The sequence below is a fragment of the Halobacillus salinus genome, from assembly GCF_004684905.1.
In the GTDB taxonomy this organism is placed as follows: Bacteria; Bacillota; Bacilli; order Bacillales; family Halobacillaceae; genus Halobacillus; species Halobacillus salinus.
Window position 1 is genome coordinate 1,255,007 of record NZ_SRJC01000001.1, and the last position, 25,085, is coordinate 1,280,091.

Genomic DNA, 25,085 nt, shown 5'->3' on the forward strand with positions numbered 1-25,085 from the left:
ATATAAGAGCGCCTGTCCACATAAGAACAAAAGTTAAACCCTGCTTATCAAAAGAAATTTAGCTCACCTCCTTTTGTTCCTCTAACCATTCGAGCAAAAATTCTTTCATTTTATCTGCTGGAAAGTAATATTTACCTCCTAGTTTCACTTTTGGGCACCTTTCGTCATAGAAAAAATGCTCCTTGATTGTGTTCCAACTCATACAAGTTCTTCTTCTAAGTTCATTGGTATCCCAATAGACCAACTCGCGCTCAAGGTTTTTTACGACTTCTTCAATCTTTTTTTCTAGAAGTTCCTTAGCTTGGTTTTTATCAAGATTGATATCAATCATCTATTTCACCTCCAACCAATCTACATTTTGTTCCCGAACGGGAACATCTGGTGTAAAAAAAATACCCGCTTCTTTTTCGGGAATTCCTAGAACACTCAATACGATAGCAAACTCTTCTACATCCAGCCTGATTTTTCCATTTTCTTTTTTATGATAGGTTGATCTTTTAACTCCTATTGACTGGGCAATCTTCTCTTGTGTAATTTTTCTTGAAAGCCTCTCGTACCTCAACCTCTGTAAATTGAAGCGCATATCTTTGCACCACCTCTCGTTGTTTCCAATAGTAAACTTAATGTTCCCAATTGTCAACATACATCTACAAATAATTCGGCGTGTTGCCTTATGGGAACTTATAAATTATAATAAGGTCTAAAAGAGGAGATGATACATATGAAAAACTCTAAAGAGATAATAGCTGAAATAAAAAGAATAAGGAAGCAGAAGAAAATGTCTGTTGAAAAGCTAGCTAATAAAGTTGGAATAGCCAAATCAACTTTAAGCCGTTACGAATCTGGCGATAGAAATTTCCCAATAAACGATATCGGAAAGTATGCTCAAGCTCTAGAGACTTCAGTAAGTGAACTTTTAGGAATAGAGGATATATACGAATCAAAGAAAGAAGTAGTTAAGGTTCCTCGCCTTGGCCATATTGCATGTGGCGATCCAATACTAGCTGAAGAAAACATAGAGGGCTACGTAAACCTTCCTGCTGATCAAGTTCCTGCTGGAAAAGTATTTACTCTTACAGCTAAGGGAGACTCTATGGAACCAACAATACCGGAAGGTTCAATTGTGCTATTTAGGTTTCAGGAAGAAGTTGAGAATGGAGAAATTGCTGCAGTTTTAGTAAACGGTGATACAGAGGCAACTTTAAAAAGGGTAAGAAAGCAAGATGAGAACATATTACTGCTTCCAGACAACAATAATTACGCTCCAATCGTGGTTAATGAAACATATCCGGCAAGAATAATTGGCAAAGCAATTCAATATACTCAAAATCTATAGAAAGGAATGAGTAAGATGGCTATTAATTTTCGACAGCACTCAAAAACGAATTGGGAATATCGTATAAGATACCAGGACCCCTTCACTGGTAAGCCAAAAGAGTCCTCCAAAAGAGGTTTTAAATCAAAAGGTGAAGCAAGAAAAGCTGCACAAGAAATGGAACAAAAGTTGATGCACAGCTATGAAGAAACCACAGATACCTCTCTCTTGAAAGACTTTCTCTTTGATTGGTTATTTGAATATAAAAAAGATGTAGTCCGAAAAAACACTTTCGAACTACATCGTAGAAATATTGAAAATCACATTATTCCGTACTTCAAAAATATCAAACTAAAAAATGTAAAGCCAGTTATGTACCAGAAATTCTTGAATCATCTTTATTATCAAGGTTATAGCAAACGCACAAGGGAAATTATTCACGGTACTATGAGAGGCGCAATGGAAAAGGCATATCACCTCAGAAAGATTGAAAGGAACCCTTGCATGGGTGCAACAATGAAAGGTGAAGATAAAGACAAGCAGATAAAATTTATCGACTCCTCAGATATCGCTGATTTCTTAAATGAAGCTTACAAATACGGCTACGTCTATTGGATCTTTTATAAGTTCATGATTGAAACTGGTGTTCGTAAAGGCGAAGCAGCTGCATTACAGTGGGACAAACTTGATTTAAAGAACAAGACAGTTCAAATATCCCAAACATTAGACTTTCAAGCATCTGAAGAGAAGAACGAAGATATATTTGGAGATCCCAAAACCTATAAATCTAAGAGAGTTATCTCAATTTCACAATCACTAGCAAATGACCTCCACTTCCACTTAAAGCAACAAAACCAAAACAAGATGGCTTTGAACGATATTTATAGGCATGATTTGAATTTAGTACTTTGCAAAAAGGATGGAAGCCCCATGCCTAAGTCTAGCCTCTTCAACTCATTTAGCAGGATATCCAAGAAGGCCGGTTTACCAAAGTTACCTATCCACTCCCTACGCCATACTCACGCAGTGCTTCTTATGGAAGCTGGTACAGATATGAAATACATTCAAGAACGATTAGGACATGGTAGCATGCAGATTACGGCAGATGTCTACTCACACGTTTCTAAAAAGATTGACCAAGCTAGCATGAAGAAATACGAAGACTACATGAACAATATTTTTTTATGACTTTTTCGGGGTGAATATGGGGTACTAGTTAAAGAATGAATTCTTAGTGTTTTACCCCATCTCAAGAAAAAAGCCCTGACGCTTAGTGCGCCAAGGCATTGAATGACTTAGTAAGTCTGTAAATATTGTTCTCTTTCCCACGGATGAACCTGCGTTCGGAACATATCCCACTCTATTTCTTTTGCTTCAATAAAGTGTTCACACAGGTGCTCTCCTAAGGCATCAACCATTGTTTGGTCTTTTTGAAGTTCCACAAGAGCAGCGTAAAGGGTCGCAGGCAAGTCTTGAACGCCATGCGCTTCACGTTCTTTCTTGTTCATGACATAGATGTTTCGGTCCACTGGCGCTGGTGCTTCCAATTTGTTCTCCACGCCATCAAGGCCTGCTGCTAGAAGAACGCTCATCGCCATGTAAGGGTTAGCGGACGGATCCACACTACGCACTTCAATACGCGTGCTTAAACCACGTGAAGTCGGTACGCGGATCAGCGGGCTTCGGTTTTGACCGGACCAAGCTACGTAACATGGTGCTTCGTATCCTGGTACAAGACGCTTGTAAGAGTTGACGGTCGGGTTTGTCACCGCTGTGAAGTTCACGGCATGTTTGATAATACCTGCTGTGAACTGATACGCCACTTCTGAAAGCTGGTCTTTACCGTTCTCATCGAAGAACGCGTTACCGTTTTCATTAAAGAGCGACATGTTTGCGTGCATACCCGAGCCGTTCACACCAAATAAAGGCTTCGGCATGAAAGTAGCATGCAACCCATGCTGACGTGCAATCGTTTTGACAACTAGTTTGAACGTTTGGATATCGTCGCAGTGCTTGACGGCATCTGCATATTTGAAGTCGATTTCGTGTTGGCCAGGTGCCACTTCGTGGTGAGACGCTTCAATTTCGAATCCCATTTCTTCTAGTTCAAGAACGATATCACGACGGCAGTTCTCCCCAAGGTCTGTCGGAGCTAGATCAAAGTAGCCGCCACGGTCGTTCAGCTCCATTGTCGGCTCGCCTTTTTCATCTAATTTAAATAGGAAGAATTCCGGCTCTGTTCCGATGTTGAATGCAGAGAATCCAAGTTCCTCCATTTTTTTCAAATTGCGTTTAAGGTTGTAACGCGGGCAACCTTCGAATGGTGTTTTGTCGGGGTTATAGATGTCACAAATGAATCGTGCCACTTTCCCTTTCTCAGATGTCCAAGGATAGACGACAAATGTATCAAGATCCGGCACAAGATACATATCCGATTCTTCAATTCGTACGAATCCTTCAATAGAAGAACCGTCGAACATCATCATGCCATCTAGTGCTTTATCTAGTTGACTCAATGGTATTTCGACATTTTTAATCGTGCCCAGCATATCTGTAAACTGAAGGCGAATAAATTTGACGTTTTCTTCGTTAATTTTCTTGTAGATCTCTTCTTTAGTTAACCCCATTAACACAATTCCTCCCCAAGCATAATTAATGGAAGAATCTAGACAATTCTCCCTGGCGAATTCCTAATTTGCCATGACTTCCCGCTGTGAAAAGTTCTTGCTGTAACATGCGACGAAGCTCTTTCTCGGAAAGTTCGTTGTGAACTTCTTCGACGCGCTTCTCGTCATACGCATCATTCGCCGGTTTCTCTTCAACCTTAAGCATTTCCTTGATACCTGCCATGTTGACACCCTTCTCAATGAGACTCTTAATCTCAAGTAAGCGATCGACATCGTTGAAGGAAAACAACCGTCGGTTCCCTTCTGAACGTGCAGGTTCTACAAGCTTGTGTTGCTCGTAGTAACGGATTTGTCTGGCCGAGAGATCGGTCAGCGATTGAACAATCCCCATCGGGAACAACGGCATCGAACGACGAACGGAATCTTCACTCATCGAACAGCCACCTCCCCATAAAGAATGATACTTTCATTATAGAATATGCAAATTAGATGTCAATACGTGTGAGATTTGTTTACACAAAAAGAGAAGCGGCTTTATCAGCCGCTTCAACTACTCAATGCGTTTTCTTCCATCAGTTTACGGACGGCCTGCGTGACCGCTATTTTTACATGAGCGTACGTCAACCCGCCCTGTACGAAAGCTGTATAAGGCGGTCGGATCGGTCCATCGGCTGTAAGTTCTAAGCTCGCTCCTTGAATAAACGTCCCTGCTGCCATGATGACATCATCCTCATATCCCGGCATAGGACTTGGATGTGGCAGGACGTGGGAATTGACGGGTGAACCTTGTTGAATAGCTTGGCAAAACTTGATCATTTGCTCTGCCGTCTCGAAATTAACGGACTGGATCAAGTCTGTACGTTTTGCGTGAGAAGATGGATTCGTATCAAATCCGAGCCGATCCAGAAATTCAGCCGTGAAGATAGCACCTTTAAGTGCTTCACCAACGACATGGGGAGCTAAGAAAATCCCTTGGTACATCTCCTGCAGCATGTTGAGGCTTGCCCCTGTCTCTTTCCCAAGGCCCGGAGCAGTCAAACGGTAGCTACACTGTTCTATCAAATCTTCGCGCCCAGCTAAGTAACCACCTATTCTAGCAATCCCTCCACCTGGGTTTTTGATCAGTGAGCCGGCTATAAGATCCGCCCCCACTTCTAGAGGTTCTTTTGCCTCTACAAACTCTCCGTAACAATTATCAACAAAGACAATGACATCTTCTTTGATACTGCGAACGGCACCAATCATTTGCTCAATTTCATCCACCGGAAAAGAAGGTCGATCGGCATAACCTTTCGAGCGTTGGATGGCCACAACCTTGGTTTTCTCACTGATAGCTTGTTCTACTTCTGTCAGGTCTACCTTGTCTTTTTTAAGAGGAATAGACTGATAGCTGATTCCAAAATCTCGAAGCGATCCAGTGTCTTTCCCACCGTTCTTCCCAATGACTTCTTCTAATGTGTCATAAGGTTCACCTGTGATATAAAGCAATTCATCACCGGGGCGCAGAACACCGAATAATGCAGTAGTGATGGCGTGCGTACCTGAAATTAACTGCGGTCGCACAAGGGCATCCTCGGCACGAAAGATATCGGCATAGACTGCCTCAAGTGTGTCTCGTCCAAAATCATCGTATCCATAGCCTGTAGTCGGATTGAAGTGAGAATCGGATACCCGGTGTGTCTGAAAGGCTCTCAGCACTTTCTCTTGATTTCGCTCTACCATTGTATTTACAGCCTGATGCTTTTTTTGAATATGTTGTTCAGTCTCTTGAATCGTCTGTTCTAAATTCATGTTGTTCCTACCTTTATAAAAATTCATGTTTTAACGGATGTTCCGGGTGAATGAATCCATGAAGAGCATAGCCTTCTTTATCCTCTAAGAACTTCAGGGACGTCACCATGGTGTATTGTTTGAATTGCTGAATGGTCTTGCCATCTGAAGCCGGAAGAAATAGGTCATACTCATGCCACTCTTCTTCCAGTACTTTTTCAATTCTTTTCAGAATCCTTGTGCGATCGATTGGATCGTGAACACTGACTGTGACAGAAGGATGAGCGTCTGGAATGAAATCTGTTTCTAACAAATCTTTCTTATTGTACACTGTCAGCATCGGTAAATGATCTGCATCAAGGTCTGACAAAAGCTGCAGAACCGTCTGCTCCTGCTGATTGTGGTCAGGATGAGACGCATCCACCATGTGTACGATGAAATCCGCCTCTGTGACTTCTTCAAGCGTCGAACGGAACGCAGCGATTAGCGTTGTCGGCAAGTCTTGAATGAAACCAACCGTATCAGACAGCAAAGCTTGAAAACCTGAAGGAAGACCGACCTGCCGTGTCAACGGATCGAGCGTCGCAAATAGCAAGTCTTCTTCAAAAGAGTCACTCTCCGTAACGCGATTGAAGAATGTAGACTTTCCTGCGTTGGTATATCCGACAATCGCTATTTGAAAGGCACGGTTTTCCTTTCTACGCTTCCTATATTGTTCACGTTGCTTTACGACCGTTTCCAATCGTTTTTTTATGTCGTCTATTCTACGACGGATATGGCGGCGGTCGGTTTCTAATTTTGTTTCACCAGGACCACGCGTCCCGATGCCTCCACCTAGTCTTGAAAGCTCTGTACCCTGTCCAGCGAGACGTGGTAGCAGATATTGTAGTTGTGCTAATTCGACTTGTAGCTTACCTTCTTTAGTTCTCGCTCGACCTGCAAAGATATCAAGAATCAACTGACTTCGGTCGATGACTCTGCACTTTACAGCATTCGAAATGTTTCTAAGCTGTCCTGGAGACAACTCATCATTGAAGATCACGAGTTCAGCTCCTGCTTCTTCTGCAGCCACTCGTATTTCTTCGAGCTTCCCTTCGCCTACATATGTAGCCGGGTGAACCCGGTCCCGCTTCTGTGTAATAACTGTGCTTACGTCTCCGTTCGCCGTTTCCGTTAGGGATTTCAGCTCCTCGAGCGACGATTGGAAGCGCTCTTCCTTTTCATTAGGGTCTTTGCGAGCGACCAAAACGACTAATTCTTTATCTATCATAGAAACACCTTCTCTTTTAGACCTCTTTGATATGCATTCCTATCCTACCATAAAGAGACGCTTCCGACATCTAGCGGGAAGCGTCCTCCGTTTTCAAAATGCAGAAATCGCCAGGCTGCAATGTCATGAGGGTCGATTTTTTCGGATTCTCACTGCTTACAATCCGCCAGGCATGCTTTCTGATTGCTTCTTCAATCAAATTTCGAACATACCTTGCGTTTGAGAAATTATCGCTCTTTAAAGTGCAAGTATCGATCAAGTGGTGATACAGTTTTAGTTCTGCCTCTTTTGTCATGAAATAATCCCTCTCACGAAGCATTCCACTTGCAATGTGAAGAAGTTCTCTAGCGGTGTAATCTGAAAAGGACACTTGAAGAGGAAACCTTGATGAAAGACCGGGGTTCATGGTTAGAAAGTCTTCCATTTCGTCGGGGTATCCCGCTAATATGATGATTAGCTTATCATGATGGTCTTCCATACATTTAACTATGGTGTCAATCGCTTCTTTCCCGAAATCCTTCTCTCCACCACGCGCCAAAGCGTACGCTTCATCAATAAAAAGAACGCCTCCGATTGCTTTATGGATCAGATCTTTGGTTTTCTTTGCAGTATGCCCGATGTATTCTCCGACCAGATCACTTCGGTCCGCCTCAATGAAATGCCCTTTCTCCAAGACGGCCATGTCGCGGAATAACTCAGCTACTAGCCTGGCTATTGTCGTTTTCCCAGTGCCAGGGTTCCCTTTGAAAATCATGTGAAGTACTTGTTGATTCGGCTTCAAACCAACCTCTTTCCGCTTCTTCGAGACGAGAACTTGTGCGTAAATCTCCTTCATACGGGCCTTTACTTCATTCATACCGACTATGGATTCGAAGAACTCATCGATTTGTCGAAATGTCGTCGCACGTTCCCGTACTTCGGCCTGTGGAACGGCTCGATCTTTGCTTTCATTCAGCACAATATTAATGGTTGCAGCTTTCGCCTGTGGGTACACTCCGATCCCTCCTCATTTCCTTTCATCATACGCAACTCGGGAGGAACCTGTGACAAACGCCCATAAAAGCGGAAAAACGAGCACCTTATTCAGGCACTCGTTCGTCAATTGGATTTATTCTTTATCCAACGTCACATTTTTCGCTGGCGCAAACGTTGAAATAGCATGTTTGAATATCAACTGCTGTTTGCCTTCTGTTTCCAATAGAACCGTAAAGTTATCAAACGCCTTAATGACCCCTCTTAGTTGAAAGCCATTGAGCAGAAAGACGGTAAGTTGCATGCGGTCTTTGCGTAATTGGTTTAAATAATTGTCTTGAATATTCACGGATTGAGCCATGGATCTTCCTCCTCTATTCTATCTGTAATTACTATCATTCGCTGTCTGCCTTGCGCATTCCTGCTAAATCAGACAAAATCGTTTCAAATTTCTCTTCATAATACTTCTCGGACACTGTATACCACTGTACGTCCATTTTATTCCTGAAATATGTGTATTGACGTTTAGCATACCTTCTGGAGTTCCGCTTCAACAGCTCTATCGCATGATCTAGATCGTATTCACCCTTGAAGTATGGAATGAATTCTTTGTATCCTATCGCTTTCATCGATTGTGCGTTTTCTAAACCATGATGGTATAGGCGCTCCACTTCTTCCAGTAACCCATCTTCCATCATTTGATCCACCCGACGGTTAATCCTTGTGTATAGTTCGTCTCGATCCATCTGCAATCCGATTAATATCGGACGGAATGGAGACTCTTTAGGCTGTTCTGTTTGATGGTCACTCATCGCTTTCCCTGTCGTTTCATACACTTCTAAAGCTCTTAATACACGTCTACGGTTATTCGGATGGACTTTACTCGCCTGTATGGGATCGATTTCTTTCAATCTATGATACATTGCTTCCATCCCTTGGTCTTCCGCGTCTCTTTCCAAGCGATCGATGACAGCCGTATCTTTCTTCTCCTCTGAAAACTTAAAGTCATAGAGCGTAGCTTGTATGTATAATCCGGTTCCTCCTACGATAATCGGCAGCTTACCACGGCTGTCGATTTCCTGGATCAATTCCTGAACAGATTCTTGAAACTCTGCAACCGAGAATTCGTCTTCCGGATTCTTTATATCAATCATATGGTGCACAATGCCATCCTTTTCTTCCTCTGTCACTTTGGCTGTTCCAATATCCATCGTCCGATAGATCTGCATCGAGTCACCACTTATTACTTCTCCATTCATTTGTTTGGCGATTTCAACACCTAACTTGGATTTACCAACAGCAGTCGGTCCCACTACTGAAATTACAATCGGCTTCATCAATCCTACCTCCTTACCATGGTTCCTATTATACATGAATCCCGTCGCAATCATACCTCAGAGACTCGACTAACGGAATCCGTTACCCATACTAACGGATTCCGTTAGTATAATTCAAAAATCTCGTTAGTTAGACTATCGTAATTCGTTAGTTTGTGGTATAGTATTAAAAAAGCGCTAATTGTCTGAATGTTTGTCGTGTTGATCATAGTTTAGTGGTAATCATAAAGGAGGCACTTTACAGTGATTCATGAACGAATTCGCTCGTTGAGAAAAGAACGAGGACTTACCCAAACCATGTTGGCTGAAAAAGTAGGTGTGTCTGCTCAAGTTGTATCGAACTGGGAACGTAATTACACTTCACCTGACTTGGGGGATTTCTCAAAAATCGCCAACGCCCTTCATACGACAGCTGATTACTTGCTTGGTCTAAGCGATCAACAGGAAGATGAAATGCGCGAGATCAAACAATTGCTAGAGACCAAGGGTTACGACAAGCCTGTATTCTTCGATAAGAAAGCTTGGTTCGGAATCCAGCAAGATGAAATCAAGCAGATTGATAACTATTTTCGATTCTTATTGCAACAAAAACATATTTCTTAACCCCCCTACTCTGGTAGGGGGTAAGCTTCACTCCTCTAATTTACATAACATAATTACAGTTTATTTATAATTCATCGATACTTCTCTCTTTAACCAAATAAAAAAAGCAGTCTCTTTTGCAGAGACTGCTTTTTTACATAACCCTTTTAAACATTTTCTCCATCTCGTACTCTGAGAAAAAGACGATAATCGGACGTCCATGCGGGCACGTGAATGGGTCTGTCGACTTTCGTAAATCCTCGAGAAGCTGGAACATGTCTGTTTGATTCAAATAGTGATTCGCCTTGATCGATCGTTTACAAGACATAAGGATTGCCGCTTCTTCCCTCAGTTTCAGAACATCAATCCGCTCTTCGTTCATGAGCTGCTCCACCATTTCATGGATGACTTCTTCTTCAAAACCTTTCGGGAACCATTGCGGGTGGCTCCTTATAATATAGCTGTTTTCACCGAATGGCTCGAAGAATAACCCCACGTTTTCGAAAGTTGTTTTATGTTCTTCAATTTTCAATGCTTCCTGTCTTGAAAAATCGAATGTAATGGGCACGAGTAGTTCCTGTACTTCGTGGTCCACTTCGGCAAGTTGATCTCGGAAGAATTCATACTTGATCCGTTCCTGGGCAGCATGCTGGTCGACGATGTACATCCCTTCCTCATTTTGAGCGAGGATATACGTTCCGTGCAGCTGACCGATCGGGTACATCGTAGGCACCCGGTCTTGAACCGGCTCCGGATCGGTCGAGACAGGCGGCTGTGAAGTCGGTTCTGTTTCCTCAGTCTTTTCAGTCACTTGAAATCCCTCGGACATTTCACGTAGCATATCGTCCTGATTCTTGGAAAATTCCGTAGCAGGAGCAGATTGCTCGACTAAGTGATCAACAGCTTCTTCCCGCTTCTCATGAGCTTCTTCCTTATGGACTTCATCGAAAGTGAAACGTTCCTGTGTGGTGACTGGCTTTTCCACTTTCTTGGTGGGTTTCTCCACTGCAGGAATCAGCGTCTCTTGTCGGAAGACCTGTCGAATCGCTCCCTGAACTGCGTCATAAAGCTCTTTCTCTTTGGAAAACCGCACTTCAAGCTTCGATGGGTGGACGTTCACATCCACAAGAATCGGATCCATTTCTACATTGAGCACGACAATGGGGCTCTTTCCAATTGGAAGTAACGTATGATAGCCTTCTAAGATCGCTTTATTTAGCGGTATATTACGAATGTAGCGACCGTTGATGATTGTAGACATATAGTGTTTCGAAGCCCGGTACACTTCAGGCTTTGCTACATATCCCGTAACTTTGAAATCACGCGTCTGTGCTTCAATAGGAACCAGTTTCCTTGCTACATTCATGCCATAGATTTTAGCTACGACTTGTCTCAAATCTCCCCTACCGTTCGTATGGAAGATTTGCTTCTCATTATGGGTCAAGGTGAACTTCACTTCCGGATGAGCAAGTGCCATTCTATTAAGTACGTCCGTAATATGTCCGAGTTCGGTGTGAATGGTCTTCATATATTTCAGGCGGGCTGGCGTGTTAAAGAAGAGTTCATCAACAATGATATCCGTCCCTTGACGAGCGTCACTTTTACTCTTTTCAATGAACTTCCCACCTTCTAATTCCATTTTTGTTCCAGCAGATTCTCCTGTCGAGGTCTGCATGCTCATTCTACTGACAGCTGCAATACTGGCGAGAGCCTCGCCCCTGAATCCTAGCGTCTTGACGTGGAACAGGTCGTTTTCATCTTTGATTTTACTCGTAGCATGTCGATAAAACGCTCGTTCACAGTCATCTTCCTCCATCCCCGATCCATTATCGGTGATCCGGATCCGCTGCAAGCCGGCTTCCACGAGTTCAACAGAAATCCATGTTGCGCCCGCGTCAATGCTGTTTTCGACTAATTCTTTGACGACAGAGGCTGGACGCTCGACCACTTCACCTGCTGCGATTTTGTTGGATAAATGATCGGGCATTAATTGAATCCGAGCCATCTCTACCGTCCTCCTTTACGATTTGATGCGTTTTTGCAATTGATAGAGTTCGTTCATCGCATCCATCGGTGTCATTTCCAATAGATTCAAGTTTTCCACATAGTGTTCGATGGAAGAAGAGACTTCTTTTTTCCCTTTTGGTTCAGGCTTTTCTTCTTCCACAAATAAACTGAGTTGTTCGTCCTTTTCAGCTTGAGTACTTGCTTGCTCTTTCGTCGAACTCTCGAGCTGTTCTAACAGATCGCTCGCACGTGCAATCAGTTCTTTCGGAAGATCGGCCAGCTTTGCTACGTGAATTCCGTAACTTTCATCCGCCGGACCTTCCTTGATTTGGTGAAGGAAGACTACATGCCCGTCATACTCCTCAGCGCGAACGTGTACATTTTGTAAACGTTCCAATTGCTCTTCAAGCGTGGTCAATTCATGATAGTGCGTTGAGAATAAAGTCTTCGCACCGATTTGCTCATGAATATGTTCGACAATCGCTTGTGCGAGCGCCATTCCGTCATACGTACTCGTCCCTCGTCCAATTTCATCAAGCAAAATCATACTATTCTCCGTCGCATGACTCAGCGCATGATTCGCCTCAAGCATTTCTACCATAAAGGTACTTTGGCCAGATACAAGGTCATCCGCCGCTCCGATCCGTGTGAAAATCTGGTCAAAGATTGGCATCGAGGCCGATGTTGCCGGAACAAAAGATCCCATCTGACCTAGAATAGCTGTCAAAGCGAGCTGGCGCATATACGTACTTTTACCGGACATATTCGGACCTGTAATGAGAAGAATATCCGTTTCATCGTTCATATAAATATTGTTTGGAACGAAGGTTTCCCCCTTCAATACTCGCTCTACAACAGGGTGACGACCTTCTTTAATGTCGACCGTACGACCACTTACATATGTCGGACGAGCGTAATCGTTTCGGTCAGCTACTTCCGCAAAGCCTTGCAAACAATCAATACGGCTGATCTGCTCAGCTAAATGCTGGAGTTTGTCTACATAAGCTTTAACACGCTCTCGAACTTCCAAAAACAACTCATATTCTAGTTCCACACTCTTTTCCTGCGCTTCTAGAATCATCGTTTCTTTCTCTTTCAACTCCGGCGTGATATAGCGCTCGGCATTCGTAAGGGTTTGCTTCCTTTCATAGCGATCTTCAGGCAAATAACGCAAGTTGGCTTTTGTCACTTCAATATAATAACCGAATACTCGATTGTAGCCGATTTTCAAGGACTTGATACCAGTAGATTCCCGCTCTTTCTTCTCAAGTTCTGCAATCCACTGCTTACCGTTTTTCGATGCGTAGCGATAATCATCCAGTTGTTCATTGAAACCGTCCCGTATCATGCCACCTTCTTTAATCGTAATAGGCGCATCATCTGCAATGCTCTCTTCGAGTAAGGATTTCAAGGAATCCAAAGGGTCGATCGTTCGGTACAATTCTTTTATCGAATGATGATCGAACTCCTGTAATGTGCTCAGGATACCAGGCATATTTTGCAGAGAGTTTCGAAGCTGAATCAAGTCACGCGCGTTGACATTTCCATACGCTACTCGTCCTGCTAATCGCTCTAAATCATATACCGACTGAAGCTGTTCCCTCAACATTTCACGTTCAAAAAATTGGTCAAGGAATCCTTCGACCTGGTTATGACGGGTTTCAATAGCTGGGGCCGACAATAGTGGACGCTCCATCCACTGCTTCAACATACGTGCCCCCATCGCTGTAATCGTCTCATCAACGATCGATAGTAGACTACCAGCTTTGCCTTTCTTGCGTATGGTTTCAACTAATTCCAAGTTACGCTTCGAGTACATATCAAGCGTCATATATTCCTTGAGCTCGATAACTTTCACCGGCTGCAGGTGATCAAGAGAACGCTTCTGGGTGTGCTGGATGTATTGAAGTAGACGACCGAAACCTTCAATCAGCTTGTCCTGTTGAACATCTTTAATCAAATGAGAAAATGATTCGTCTACATTCGTACGATCTTCAAAGGAGACGGTGTACCCCAGCCTATCCCGAAGAATCGAGACATGATCCTCAGGAAAGTCATGTGCTACGACAACTTCTTTGACAGGTCGACTGTATAACTCACTCATCGCAGCATCAAAACCACCTGTAATAAGCGCTACGCTTGTCTCACCTGTCGTGAGGTCGTTATAGCTGACAGTATAAGTGCCGTCAGTAAAATGGCTGAGCGAAGCTAAGAAATTATTTTCCTTCTCATCTAGCATGCTGCCTTCCATGACCGTACCAGGGGTGATCAGCTGTACAACCTCCCGCTTCACAACCCCTTTGGCTGCTTTCGGGTCTTCGACTTGTTCACAAACCGCCACTTTGTATCCTTTCTCAACAAGCTGCCTTATGTAGTTTTCAGATGAGTGGTAGGGTACCCCGCACATCGGAATTCGTTCTTCCCCACCGCCGTCCCGGCTGGTAAGGGTGATTTCCAATTCTTTCGAAGCTTTTAAGGCGTCTTCGAAGAACATCTCATAAAAGTCGCCGAGTCGAAAGAAGAGAAATGCATCTTTTTGGTCGGCTTTAATCTTCAAGTATTGCTGGATCATTGGTGTATATTGTGCCATCAAATTTCCTCCAAAACGTACAAAATTCAAGTATATATAATTATATCATACAAGGTTCGAGCGCTTCTAAGGAAATACTAGACAACGGGAATTGACGTACAGGTCTCATTTTTCAGATTTTTAAAGATATCGAATGATCATTAACGAGACTTTTGCTTGATAACTTTCCAACCCTTATTGAAAAATAAAAAAGAAACCTCGCTTGAAAAAGCGAGGTTATGATTCGTGACTTTCATGATCATGACTGGATGATGGCAGAAAATCCGTTTCAATAGCGGAGAAATCATCAGATGATAGGTCATACTCGTAATCATCATCGTTATCGCACCCATGCGGGTCCACTTTCACACAAAGTTTCGTCTCGCCAATCACATCAACAATAAATTCTCTCTCTACCTCGACCACAATTTTCTGCCCATTGCCAGAAATGTTTGCCTCCAAACAGTTCGGTTGCTGCACGACTTTCGCAATCACTTCTACGTCGTCATGGATGCAATTATCATCCTTAACGGCAAGTTTGACATGGTCGCAGTAGTTCACGCGTTCTGTCACAACTTCTGTTTTCGTATTATCGTTGTACGAATACCACACGTTGATATCATAGCTTCCTGATACTTCGACGTGCTCCCCTTTTTTCTTAGCATTGTAGATGTGGTTGATGACCCAACACCCAAGGATGCTCGTCGGACGGTGCGAAGGGCTGATCGTATGCGTCGATTCCGTAAACTTTTTACCTTTACCAATTACAGCTTTTGTAATGATTTCCCTGTAATCACGCTCAAAAAATGACATAGGGTTTCACTCCTCCTTATTCTACCACCCATCCTATGCAGGGGTTGGGCGAATGGTGACTGATGAACTTGACCTAAGGACGTGTTTAATTCATTCTATGCAAGAGCCTATAAAATTGTACGAAAAAAATCCTCCAAAGGAATAAACCCTTGGAGGATTCTGTCAGCACGCTTAGTGGCTGCAGCTGTCTTTTTGTTTAGAACCTGTTTCTCCTTGAAGTACGTCACCGCCAGTGGAGCGAATTACTTCATTCGTTACTTCACGGGAAATCGTGTTTGTAACCATCTGCAAAATGTCATTGATGATCATCTGAGAATCTTTGAACTCTGATACTACTGGAATTTCATCTAGCTCTTCCTGAAGGCGATCGATCTCTCCTTCAATTTTCTTCAATGCTTCTTGTTTTCCATAAGCTTGGAAATTGACAGCTTGTTTCTGAAGAGCTTTGATTTTCTTAATATGAGCCTGCACCTTGATGTTTTCATTCAACTTCGCTTCTAGTTGTTTGAAACGGTCGATCTCTTCGATATCTGCAAGCATCTTACCTAATTTGTGCGCCTCATCGACGACTTCTTTACGTGTATATTGTGCCATTTCACTTCACCTCTACCTTTTCTTCAACGAGTTCTCCGTCAAGAGACCACGTTTTCGCTTTTGTAATTCGAACGGGTACGATCTTTCCAATGACTGCATCTGGCGCGCGGAAGTTCACGAGCTTATTACGTTTCGTATAACCAGCAAGTACATCCGGGTTATTCTTACTCTCCCCTTGAACGAGTACGTCTACTACTTCTCCTTCATACTTGCTCATCGCATCTGCCGATTGTTGATTGACCAGTTTGTTCAATCGGTGCAGACGATCTTTCTTTTCTTCCATGGATACGTTGTCTTTCATCTTCGCAGCTGGTGTATTATCACGTGGAGAGTAGATGAACGTATAGGCTGCTTCGAATCCGACTTCTTCGACTAGGGAAAGTGTATCTTGGAATTGTTCCTCTGTTTCATTCGGGAAACCGACAATAATATCCGTGGTGAGTGTAGCCCCAGGCATAGCGAGACGGATTTTCCGTACAAGATCCAAGTACTCTTCCCGGGAATACTTACGCCCCATAATCTTCAGAACGTCCGTATTACCGGATTGAACCGGCAGATGGATGTGGTCGAGCATGTTGCCGCCTTTGGCCAACACTTCGACGAGACGGTCATCAAAATCACGCGGATGTGATGTTGTAAAACGAACACGTGGGATATCGATGCTTCTCAACTCATCCATTAAATCCCCTAGTCCGTATCCAATATTCAAATCTTTTCCATACGAATTCACGTTTTGACCGAGAAGGGTGACTTCCTTATATCCCTGGGCTGCTAGGTGGCGCACTTCTTGAATGATGTCTTGTGGCATCCTACTTCGCTCTTTTCCACGTGTATAAGGAACGATGCAATAGGTGCAGAACTTATCGCACCCATACATAATGTTAACCCATGCTTTGATGTTCCCTTTACGAGCCCGTGGAAGGTTCTCGATGATGTCGCCTTCTTTCGACCAGACGTCAACGACCATTTCCTTGCCGAACATCGCTTCCTTCATCAACTGAGGAAGACGGTGTATGTTATGTGTACCAAAGATCAAGTCTATGAATGGGTGCTTTTTAAGTATGCGATTAACGACCGATTCCTCTTGGGACATACAACCACAAATACCTAGAATTAAATTCGGGTTTTCTACTTTAAGAGATTTTAAGTGCCCGATCTCACCGAATACCTTATTCTCTGCATTTTCGCGGATGGCACAAGTATTCAACAAGATGACATCTGCTTCTTTCTGGTTTGAGGTCGATTCATAGCCCATTTCTTCGAATATACCGGCCATTACCTCGGTGTCATGCTCGTTCATCTGACATCCGTATGTACGGATCATGTATTTCTTCCCTTGTCCAGCTAAATTCATATCTTCTGGAATCGAGAAATCATAATGGACTTCTGTATCTTTTTTCTTTCTCCGTTGTGCATCTCGCATGTTCGGAGGCTGATAAGTAGTTTGAAAATACTGCATGAAATCTTCACTTGTTTTCTGTTTAATCCGTTCAAGGTTCCCTTCATCCGAAGACTTTTCACGAATCTGAGACAGTTCATTTCGCTGTTCTTCGTTCATAGCGATCTCCTTTCAAAACGTGCCTTCTAACTGTCTAATTATATCAGCTTTTTTTGTGAATTTTAAGTCATTCTATAGATTTCATCTAAATTTCAACCTACCCACCATTATTGCCATAAACAGAATGAAAGAAACAAAAAAGAGTAAGGGCTAAAGCCCCTACCCTTGTTGTTGTTTATTGGATGATTCCGAGCTTCTTGCCAGCTTTTTCGAACGCATCAAGTGCTTCTTGTAATTCCTCTTTTGAATGTTCCGCCGTTACAATCGTACGGACTCGTCCCATTCCTCTTTGGACTGTCGGGAATACGATGCCTTGAGCAAATACTCCTTCTTCAAAAAGTTCATCCGAAAGTTTGTGTGTGGCAGCCTCGTCTCCGACCATTACCGGAGTGACAGGTGTTTCACTGATACCAATATCAAAACCAAGCTCTTGTAATCCTTTTTTGAAGAATTTCGTGTTGTCCCAAAGCTTCTCAATTAGCTCAGGCTCTTCAAGAAGGACATCAATCGCTGCATCATTCGCTGCTGTTACAGCAGGTGGATGGGAAGTACTGAATAGGAACGGACGTCCTTTGTGGATCAAGTAATCTTTGAGTGTCTGAGTACTTGCGACGTACCCACCCAGTACACCTATCGCTTTACTTAGTGTACCTACTTGAATGTGTACACGTCCGTCCAAATTGAAGTGGTTGACAGTACCTCGACCATTGTCACCAAGAACACCGCTTGCATGTGCGTCATCCACCATGACGAGTGCGTCATACTTCTCAGCAAGTTCCACAATCTCAGGAAGTGGCGCGATGTTTCCATCCATAGAGAAGACACCATCTGTGACAATCAAACGCGTACGGAAATCTGTACTTTCTTTCAACGCTTCTTCTAAGGATTCCATGTCCACGTGCTTATAAATTTTACGTCCAGCCTTGGTCAAGCGGATACCATCGATAATGGAAGCATGGTTCAATTCGTCAGAAATGACTACATCGTCTTTTCCAAGAATAGAGGAAAGGACACCTTGGTTTGTTGTGAATCCTGACTGGAAGACAAGCGCTGCTTCTGTGTGCTTGAACTTTGCAAGCTTTTCTTCAAAGTCTTCGTGCATTTGCAGGGTACCTGCAATCGTACGGACAGACCCTGTGCCGACACCATACTTTTCATTCGCCTCATCCGCGGCTTTCACCATTCTTGGGTGAGATGTCAATCCGAGATAGTTATTGGAAGATAATTGGATGACTTCTTTCCCTTTGATTGTAACTCTTGAACCTTGTGCAGACTCTAGTGGGATTAATTCTCTGAATGTACCCTGGTCTTTCATCTCATCTAATTCTTTTTGTAAGTATTCAAAACCTTTCATGAATCATTCCTCCTCATTTTATGGGTGCAAGACGACTTTGCCGCACTTGCCTTCATTCATTAGCTCGAATCCTTCTTGGAATTCTTCTAGTTTCAAATGGTGGGTAATCATCGGCTTGACGTCAACTTGTTTAGACTGAAGAAGACGGGAAACCTGCTGCCACGTTTCATACATCTTTCTTCCGGTAATTCCTTGCACTTCTACTCCTTTAAAAACGATGTCGTTCGTAACATCAAGGCTGACACGCTTAGTTGGTAGACTTAAGATAGAAACGCGTCCTCCATTCGTGATCATTTTAAAACCTTGATCCATCGCTACAGGGTGACCGCTCATTTCGCAGACTACATCCACGCCATGACCATCTGTTAATGATTTCGCTACTTCTACAGGATCGTCCTGCCCGGAGTTCACGGTTTTTGTGGCACCCATCTGTTTAGCAAGATCAAGACGGTAATCATTCAAGTCGAATGCTAGAACTTGAGAAGCCCCCGCTGCCTTCGCTACTCCTACAGCCATTAATCCTATAGGTCCACATCCGATAATGGCAACGGACTTACCCGCTACATCTCCATTTAATACTGTGTGGACAGCATTTCCCATTGGCTCTTGAATAGAAGCGATGTCTGTCGGCATATCATCAGGATTTCTCCACAGATTGCTTGCTGGTAACGCTACATACTCTGCAAAACAACCTTGTGTGTCGACTCCTATGATTTGAGTATTTTCGCAAATATGGAATTTCCCTGTTAGACACTGCGGGCAATGTCCACAGATAATATGTGTTTCAGCGCTTACATAATCGCCTACTTGATAAGTATGAACCTTTTCACCGACTTCTACAATCTCGCCAGCAAATTCATGACCGAATACGTACGGAGGATTTACGCGGCTTTCAGACCACTCATCCCAATTATAAATATGAACATCTGTACCACAAATGGATGTGGCTTTCACTTTAATCAATACTTCATCATCACGTATGCCCGGAATCTCAACCTCTTGAAGTTCTGCTCCAGGTCCGCGTTGGTGTTTTACTAGTGCTTTCATAGTTCCATTCACAGTGAACACTCCCACTCTATCAAATGAAGGGTTCATCCCCTTTTAATCACCATTCTAACATGAATATATAAATTATCAAATCTATCTGTCCACTGTAAAAATACAATTGAACATGTAATTGCTCACAAAAAAAGCCGTACTCATCAAATGAGTACGACTCTACTTTTTGAAGGTAGGTTGGACATTCGGTTTAACGAGGTTCTACAATGAGCTTGATCGCTGTCCGCTCTTCCTCATCAATCATAATATCCGTAAAAGCTGGAATACATATTAAATCCATGCCGCTTGGTGCTACAAATCCTCTTGCTATTGCCACAGCTTTCACTGCTTGGTTGAGTGCACCTGCGCCGATGGCTTGAATCTCAGCGGTTCCACGTTCTCTCACAACGTTTGCCAGCGCGCCTGCTACTGAATTAGGTACGGATTTTGCTGATACTTTTAATACTTCCATTACTAGCTCCTCCTTCAATCACTAAGGTTGTTCCATCACTACTATATTCCTTGGAGATGCAGATTATTCCTTACCTAATATCCATTATGAGGTAATTTTTCACAAAATTCAAATAATCATTCAAAGAACGGATGATCATCGTTAATTTGTATGCGCTTCACGGTTTTCGCTTTACCGCTCTGGTCATCTACATCCACCAAGAAACCGCTTAACTGTGTTCTTCCCGATTTTGGAACTTCAAAACGTACAGGGAGGTTCGTTAGGAAACGTTTTAAGACTGCCTCCCGGTCCATGCCGAGAATTCCATCATAAGGACCTGTCATCCCTACATCGGAGATATAGGCTGTTCCTCCTGGAAGGATTCGCTCATCAGCAGTTTGAATATGAGTGTGCGTTCCGACATTTACACTCACACGTCCGTCTACATACCACCCCATCGCTTGTTTCTCACTAGTAGCTTCCGCATGAAAATCAAGGAAGATGATAGATGTTCGTTTCTTCGCCTCTTCAATAAGTTCGTCCACTTTACGGAAAGGGTCGTCATTTGGGGAAAGAAATGTTCTTCCCTGAAGATTGATAACGGCCACTTCTCCTTTCGGTGTTTTCACGAACGTCATCCCTTTCCCTGGTGTACCTTCCGGAAAGTTCGCGGGTCTTACTAAGTATTCTGCATCATCAATGAAATCAAATATCTCTTTTTTATCCCAAGCGTGGTTCCCAAGTGTGACAGCTTGTGCTCCTCTTTCTAGGAAGCGACGATAAATTTTTTCATTTATCCCCTTCCCTGATGCAGCATTCTCACCATTGACAATCGTGACAGCAGGTTGGTATTTCTGCTTCAATTTCGGTACATATTCATCAATCATTTGACGCCCTGGGGATCCCACAACATCTCCTATAAATAAAATTCTCATAGTTCCATCCTTTCTTATTTGTACAGTATTGAATACTTCATAAAAATTCTCTTAACAAAACAAATGAAGCGACCTGACAAAAGGCCGCTTCACTGTATTATTTCGCATACTCCACAGAGCGTGTTTCACGAATGACGGTAACTTTAATATGACCTGGATAATCTAGCTCACCCTCGATCCTATTACGGATGTCCCGGGCTAATCTTGTTGCTTCAAGATCATCAATCTCATCAGGGCGAACCATGATACGTACTTCACGTCCTGCCTGGATGGCAAAGGATTTTTCAACTCCATCATACGATTCAGAAATCTCTTCTAGTTTCTCAAGTCGCTTGATGTAGTTCTCAAGTGTCTCACTACGAGCACCCGGACGAGCAGCAGAAAGAGCATCTGCAGCCGCTACCAGTACAGAAATGATCGATGTCGCCTCTTCATCACCGTGGTGAGAGGCAATCGCGTTGATCACCGTGTCATTTTCCTTATACTTAGTCGCGAGTTCTTTTCCGATTTCTACGTGGCTGCCTTCCACTTCGTGGTCAATGGCTTTACCGATGTCGTGTAGTAATCCTGCACGACGAGCAAGCGTCTCATCTTCCCCGAGTTCTGCAGCAAGTAATCCAGATAAGTAAGCGACCTCTGTAGAGTGTTTAAGTACGTTTTGGCCGTAACTTGTACGGTACTTCAAGCGTCCCAGAATCTTCACAAGGTCTGGGTGAAGTCCATGCACTCCCACTTCAAACGTCGTCTCTTCTCCAACTTCACGTATATAATCATCCACTTCCCGGCGAGACTTGTCTACCATTTCTTCGATTCTAGCAGGGTGAATACGTCCATCCTGAACCAGTTTCTCAAGAGCCATTCGCGCCGTTTCACGACGAATCGGGTCAAATCCAGAAAGAATGACCGCCTCTGGCGTGTCATCGATGATCAAGTCAATTCCCGTAAGTGTTTCCAATGTACGGATATTTCGACCTTCACGTCCAATGATTCGGCCTTTCATTTCGTCATTCGGTAGGTTTACTACCGATACGGTCGTCTCAGCTACATGGTCCGCTGCGCACCGTTGTAAGGCAAGGGAAAGAATGCTCTTGGCTTTCTTGTCCGCCTCTTCTTTCGCACGGTTCTCTGCTTCTTTCACCATGAGAGCTGATTCATGCGATACCTCTTGTTCCACACGTTCCAAAATGATTTGTTTCGCCTGATCTGATGTCAAACCTGAAATTCTTTCAAGTTCTGTTTGCTGTTCTTGAAGCATAGCTTGCACTTTGCTTTCCGCTTCTTCAATTTGTTGTTGTCTCTCGGCAAGAGTTTCCTCTTTCTTTTCGAGTGAAAGATCACGTTGATCTAATGTTCCACTCTTACGATCAAGATTCTCTTCTTTCTGTGTCAGACGGTTTTCTGTTTTTTGTAATTCTAAGCGGCGTTCGCGAATTTCCGCTTCCGCTTCTTGACGGAATTTCTGGTTCTCTTCTTTGGCTTCTAGAAGAGCTTCCTTCTTAGCTGATTCAGCGTTACGACGGCCTTCTTCGACAATCTGTTTCGCTAATTCTTCAGCACTGGAAATTTTCGCTTCCGCAATCTTCTTCCGAATAAGATAACCAACAACAGAACCGACGATTAAGGCAAGCAAAATGAAGATGAGCGAGGATATCATATCCATAATTTCACCTCCTCTTGCTATGAACTTGGTCCGTTTGTCGGTAATTACAAACGATTCATTTTCAGTTTCATTTCGTTAATATAAGGGTATAAAGATGAAAATGATACACATTCATTTTATGCCTGCCATTCACTAATGTCAAGGAATCCTCGTACCTTCCGACTCTTTAATTGTAATATTTCAAACTATCTGTCAGTTTTTCACCTTTTCTAACCACTTCCATTATAGGAATAACAAGGATGATTCTAAACATTAGAAGCGAATTTTATAATGTTTAGTTTTTTTTATTTTACCTTTTTAAAGCAAGCTTTTCTCCCGATCTAATCCATCTATTCTCTACAATAGTATCCGGGAATACTGTGTCACCTAGGGGAAACAAGAGTACGACAGCTGAGCCGAAGGAAAAATACCCCACTTCCTCCCCTTTATTTAAATGCATGCCCTCATGCGTGATCTCTATCGTATTTACCCACATTGCCCCAACCTTTACGAAGCCAATATTGCCCCCTGTGTCATCTAAGAGTTCCGTCACAATTCGGAAATTAGAAGTTATAGGGGAACGGCCGTATTTCAACCCCCACTTGTTCACTGGAAAGGATCTACCGCCAATTCCGTATTGTGAAAGTATTTTTGCAGTTACGGGAGAATAGATACGATGGTAGTCACCGGGGCTAAGATACAAAACTATAAACTTGCCATTAAGGTAACGCTGCTCCATATCTTCGTCGTTGAGTAGGGTTTGAAGAGAATAAGATATGCCTTTGACATGAATCTTATCATGGTTTATGTCTCCCATTTGCTTTACTAATCCGTCTACAGGGCTTATAACAGCATGAGGTGTGGCATCAACAGGGCGTGCCTCCTCTTTCCATTCCCTAATGAAGTATTCATGTAAAGACTCGAACGCTTCTGCTCCATGTTTACTATCCACGTCATTTGCTCTGAACCATCTTCTATAAAAAGGGATCATGTACTTGCTGATACGAGACTTCGCTAAACTCATGAGTACTAAGGAGACTGAGGGTGAATTCAACACCCAGATCACAATTCTATAGATATGCCTCACATACTCTTCTCCTTTCCCACTACACAACCTGTTCGTTTTAAAGAAGTTTAAAAGAAAAGCAGCACCTGATAGAGGTACTGCTTTCTACTTATTATACATCAAGAGATTCTTGACTATCTTCCTTAACTTCATCTTTCTCAGCACCTGTATCCATATCATAATGTTCGCGAATGAGGCGTTTCACTTCCGTATAAACTTCTTGATTCTCTTTCAGGAACTGTTTCGCATTCTCGCGTCCTTGACCAAGACGGTCATCGTTATAAGAATACCAAGATCCACTCTTCTGGATAATGTCTAGGTCTGTACCGATATCGAGAAGTTCACCTTCTGCGGAAATACCTTCCCCGTACATGATATCCACTTCTGCCTGTCTAAATGGTGGGGCTACTTTGTTTTTGACGACTTTCAAACGTGTTTTGTTTCCGACCATTTCGTTCCCCTGCTTCAATGTTTCAGCACGACGTACTTCTAATCGTACAGAAGAATAGAACTTCAACGCACGTCCTCCTGGAGTCGTTTCCGGGTTACCGAACATAACGCCGACTTTTTCACGGATTTGGTTAATGAAAATCGCCGTTGTCTTCGACTTGTTGATTGCACCAGAAAGCTTACGAAGCGCCTGAGACATAAGACGAGCTTGGAGTCCTACGTGAGCGTCTCCCATTTCCCCTTCAATTTCAGCTTTTGGAACTAGTGCCGCAACCGAGTCCACAACGATCATATCTACTGCTCCACTACGAACTAGTGCTTCCGCGATCTCTAGAGCCTGCTCTCCAGTGTCAGGTTGAGAGAGTAATAGTTCATCAATATTAACACCTAATGCGCGGGCATAAACTGGGTCAAGGGCATGCTCAGCATCGATGAAAGCTGCCTGTCCACCTTGGCGTTGAGCTTCTGCAATCGCATGGAGAGCAACCGTTGTCTTACCAGAAGATTCCGGTCCGTAGATTTCTACGATTCTTCCACGTGGATAACCACCTACTCCGAGCGCAACATCTAACGCAAGCGATCCACTTGGAACTGTATTTATTCTTTGTTCGGCATTCTCACCTAATTTCATGATAGAGCCTTTACCGAATTGTTTTTCTATTTGGCGCAATGCCATATCTAAAGCTTGTTTACGATCACTCATTTTATACCGCCTTTCAAATTTTCTACTCTTATCAT

General features: G+C 43.2%; 24 protein-coding genes. 3 read left to right on the forward strand and 21 right to left on the reverse strand.

Annotation, left to right across the window (positions count from 1 at the left end):
* Nucleotides 1–58 precede the first annotated feature (58 nt).
* Both E4663_RS06895 and E4663_RS06900 read right to left on the reverse strand, forming a co-directional pair.
* Nucleotides 59–331 carry a group-specific protein gene (locus E4663_RS06895; protein ID WP_135327069.1) on the reverse strand — a complete coding sequence of 91 codons (273 nt, stop codon included), beginning with the start codon at nucleotides 329–331 and terminating at the stop codon, nucleotides 59–61.
* Nucleotides 332–643 carry a helix-turn-helix domain-containing protein gene (locus tag E4663_RS06900; RefSeq protein WP_135327070.1) on the reverse strand — a complete coding sequence of 104 codons (312 nt, stop codon included), beginning with the start codon at nucleotides 641–643 and terminating at the stop codon, nucleotides 332–334.
* A 78-nt stretch (nucleotides 644–721) separates the two neighbouring features.
* On the opposite strand from E4663_RS06900, the gene E4663_RS06905 reads away from it, so the two are divergent.
* Both E4663_RS06905 and E4663_RS06910 read left to right on the forward strand, forming a co-directional pair.
* Nucleotides 722–1,336 (forward strand): LexA family protein, encoded by a 615-nt coding sequence (locus E4663_RS06905; RefSeq protein WP_135327071.1) that lies wholly within the window; start codon nucleotides 722–724, stop codon nucleotides 1,334–1,336.
* A 15-nt stretch (nucleotides 1,337–1,351) separates the two neighbouring features.
* Complete coding sequence (locus tag E4663_RS06910; protein ID WP_135327072.1) at nucleotides 1,352–2,503, forward strand: site-specific integrase; 1,152 nt, start codon at nucleotides 1,352–1,354, stop codon at nucleotides 2,501–2,503.
* 107 nt (nucleotides 2,504–2,610) lie between these two features.
* Here the strand turns inward: E4663_RS06910 and glnA are convergent, their stop codons facing one another.
* The 7 genes from glnA to miaA form a co-directional block, all read right to left on the reverse strand.
* Nucleotides 2,611–3,942 (reverse strand): type I glutamate--ammonia ligase, encoded by a 1,332-nt coding sequence (gene glnA, locus E4663_RS06915; protein WP_079480105.1) that lies wholly within the window; start codon nucleotides 3,940–3,942, stop codon nucleotides 2,611–2,613.
* A gap of 25 nt (nucleotides 3,943–3,967) precedes the next feature.
* Entirely contained in the window at nucleotides 3,968–4,375 is a 408-nt protein-coding gene (locus tag E4663_RS06920; protein ID WP_079480106.1) for a MerR family transcriptional regulator, read from the reverse strand.
* Between the two features lie 113 nt (nucleotides 4,376–4,488).
* The gene (locus tag E4663_RS06925; RefSeq protein ID WP_135327073.1) at nucleotides 4,489–5,733 is read right to left on the reverse strand and encodes a methionine gamma-lyase family protein; all 1,245 of its coding nucleotides are present in this window, start codon (nucleotides 5,731–5,733) and stop codon (nucleotides 4,489–4,491) included.
* A gap of 13 nt (nucleotides 5,734–5,746) precedes the next feature.
* Nucleotides 5,747–6,982 (reverse strand): GTPase HflX, encoded by a 1,236-nt coding sequence (gene hflX / locus E4663_RS06930; RefSeq protein ID WP_135327074.1) that lies wholly within the window; start codon nucleotides 6,980–6,982, stop codon nucleotides 5,747–5,749.
* Between the two features lie 70 nt (nucleotides 6,983–7,052).
* On the reverse strand, nucleotides 7,053–7,976 hold the full coding sequence (locus E4663_RS06935) for an AAA family ATPase (RefSeq protein WP_135327075.1): 924 nt from the start codon (nucleotides 7,974–7,976) through the stop codon (nucleotides 7,053–7,055).
* Between the two features lie 114 nt (nucleotides 7,977–8,090).
* Nucleotides 8,091–8,315 carry an RNA chaperone Hfq gene (hfq, locus tag E4663_RS06940; protein ID WP_079480109.1) on the reverse strand — a complete coding sequence of 75 codons (225 nt, stop codon included), beginning with the start codon at nucleotides 8,313–8,315 and terminating at the stop codon, nucleotides 8,091–8,093.
* A 34-nt stretch (nucleotides 8,316–8,349) separates the two neighbouring features.
* A complete protein-coding gene (miaA, locus tag E4663_RS06945; protein ID WP_135327076.1) occupies nucleotides 8,350–9,291 on the reverse strand; it encodes a tRNA (adenosine(37)-N6)-dimethylallyltransferase MiaA in 942 nt (313 codons plus the stop codon).
* A 243-nt stretch (nucleotides 9,292–9,534) separates the two neighbouring features.
* On the opposite strand from miaA, the gene E4663_RS06950 reads away from it, so the two are divergent.
* Nucleotides 9,535–9,894 carry a helix-turn-helix domain-containing protein gene (locus E4663_RS06950; RefSeq protein WP_135327077.1) on the forward strand — a complete coding sequence of 120 codons (360 nt, stop codon included), beginning with the start codon at nucleotides 9,535–9,537 and terminating at the stop codon, nucleotides 9,892–9,894.
* Between the two features lie 133 nt (nucleotides 9,895–10,027).
* Here the strand turns inward: E4663_RS06950 and mutL are convergent, their stop codons facing one another.
* From mutL to recA, 12 genes are all read right to left on the reverse strand, one after another.
* The gene (mutL, locus tag E4663_RS06955; RefSeq protein ID WP_135327078.1) at nucleotides 10,028–11,878 is read right to left on the reverse strand and encodes a DNA mismatch repair endonuclease MutL; all 1,851 of its coding nucleotides are present in this window, start codon (nucleotides 11,876–11,878) and stop codon (nucleotides 10,028–10,030) included.
* 15 nt (nucleotides 11,879–11,893) lie between these two features.
* Nucleotides 11,894–14,470, reverse strand: a complete 2,577-nt coding sequence (mutS, locus tag E4663_RS06960; protein WP_135327079.1) for a DNA mismatch repair protein MutS — start codon at nucleotides 14,468–14,470, stop codon at nucleotides 11,894–11,896.
* Between the two features lie 216 nt (nucleotides 14,471–14,686).
* Nucleotides 14,687–15,262: an outer spore coat protein CotE gene (locus E4663_RS06965; RefSeq protein WP_079480114.1), complete on the reverse strand. Its 576-nt coding sequence runs from the start codon at nucleotides 15,260–15,262 to the stop codon at nucleotides 14,687–14,689.
* Between the two features lie 171 nt (nucleotides 15,263–15,433).
* Nucleotides 15,434–15,856, reverse strand: a complete 423-nt coding sequence (locus E4663_RS06970) for a YlbF/YmcA family competence regulator (protein ID WP_079480115.1) — start codon at nucleotides 15,854–15,856, stop codon at nucleotides 15,434–15,436.
* 1 nt (nucleotide 15,857) lies between these two features.
* A complete protein-coding gene (gene miaB / locus E4663_RS06975) occupies nucleotides 15,858–17,414 on the reverse strand; it encodes a tRNA (N6-isopentenyl adenosine(37)-C2)-methylthiotransferase MiaB (RefSeq protein WP_135327080.1) in 1,557 nt (518 codons plus the stop codon).
* A gap of 175 nt (nucleotides 17,415–17,589) precedes the next feature.
* Complete coding sequence (locus E4663_RS06980; protein WP_079480117.1) at nucleotides 17,590–18,768, reverse strand: glycine C-acetyltransferase; 1,179 nt, start codon at nucleotides 18,766–18,768, stop codon at nucleotides 17,590–17,592.
* Between the two features lie 18 nt (nucleotides 18,769–18,786).
* Nucleotides 18,787–19,827, reverse strand: coding sequence for an L-threonine 3-dehydrogenase (gene tdh, locus E4663_RS06985; RefSeq protein WP_193554843.1), 1,041 nt, complete (start codon nucleotides 19,825–19,827; stop codon nucleotides 18,787–18,789).
* A gap of 190 nt (nucleotides 19,828–20,017) precedes the next feature.
* Complete coding sequence (locus E4663_RS06990; protein ID WP_008640081.1) at nucleotides 20,018–20,278, reverse strand: stage V sporulation protein S; 261 nt, start codon at nucleotides 20,276–20,278, stop codon at nucleotides 20,018–20,020.
* A gap of 116 nt (nucleotides 20,279–20,394) precedes the next feature.
* The gene (locus E4663_RS06995; RefSeq protein ID WP_135327082.1) at nucleotides 20,395–21,192 is read right to left on the reverse strand and encodes a TIGR00282 family metallophosphoesterase; all 798 of its coding nucleotides are present in this window, start codon (nucleotides 21,190–21,192) and stop codon (nucleotides 20,395–20,397) included.
* Nucleotides 21,193–21,289: 97 nt separating this feature from the next.
* Entirely contained in the window at nucleotides 21,290–22,852 is a 1,563-nt protein-coding gene (gene rny / locus E4663_RS07000; protein WP_079480120.1) for a ribonuclease Y, read from the reverse strand.
* Between the two features lie 289 nt (nucleotides 22,853–23,141).
* Entirely contained in the window at nucleotides 23,142–23,897 is a 756-nt protein-coding gene (gene asd, locus E4663_RS07005; RefSeq protein WP_135327083.1) for an archaetidylserine decarboxylase, read from the reverse strand.
* Nucleotides 23,898–24,009: 112 nt separating this feature from the next.
* Nucleotides 24,010–25,050 carry a recombinase RecA gene (gene recA, locus E4663_RS07010; RefSeq protein ID WP_079480122.1) on the reverse strand — a complete coding sequence of 347 codons (1,041 nt, stop codon included), beginning with the start codon at nucleotides 25,048–25,050 and terminating at the stop codon, nucleotides 24,010–24,012.
* Nucleotides 25,051–25,085: the final 35 nt, after the last annotated feature.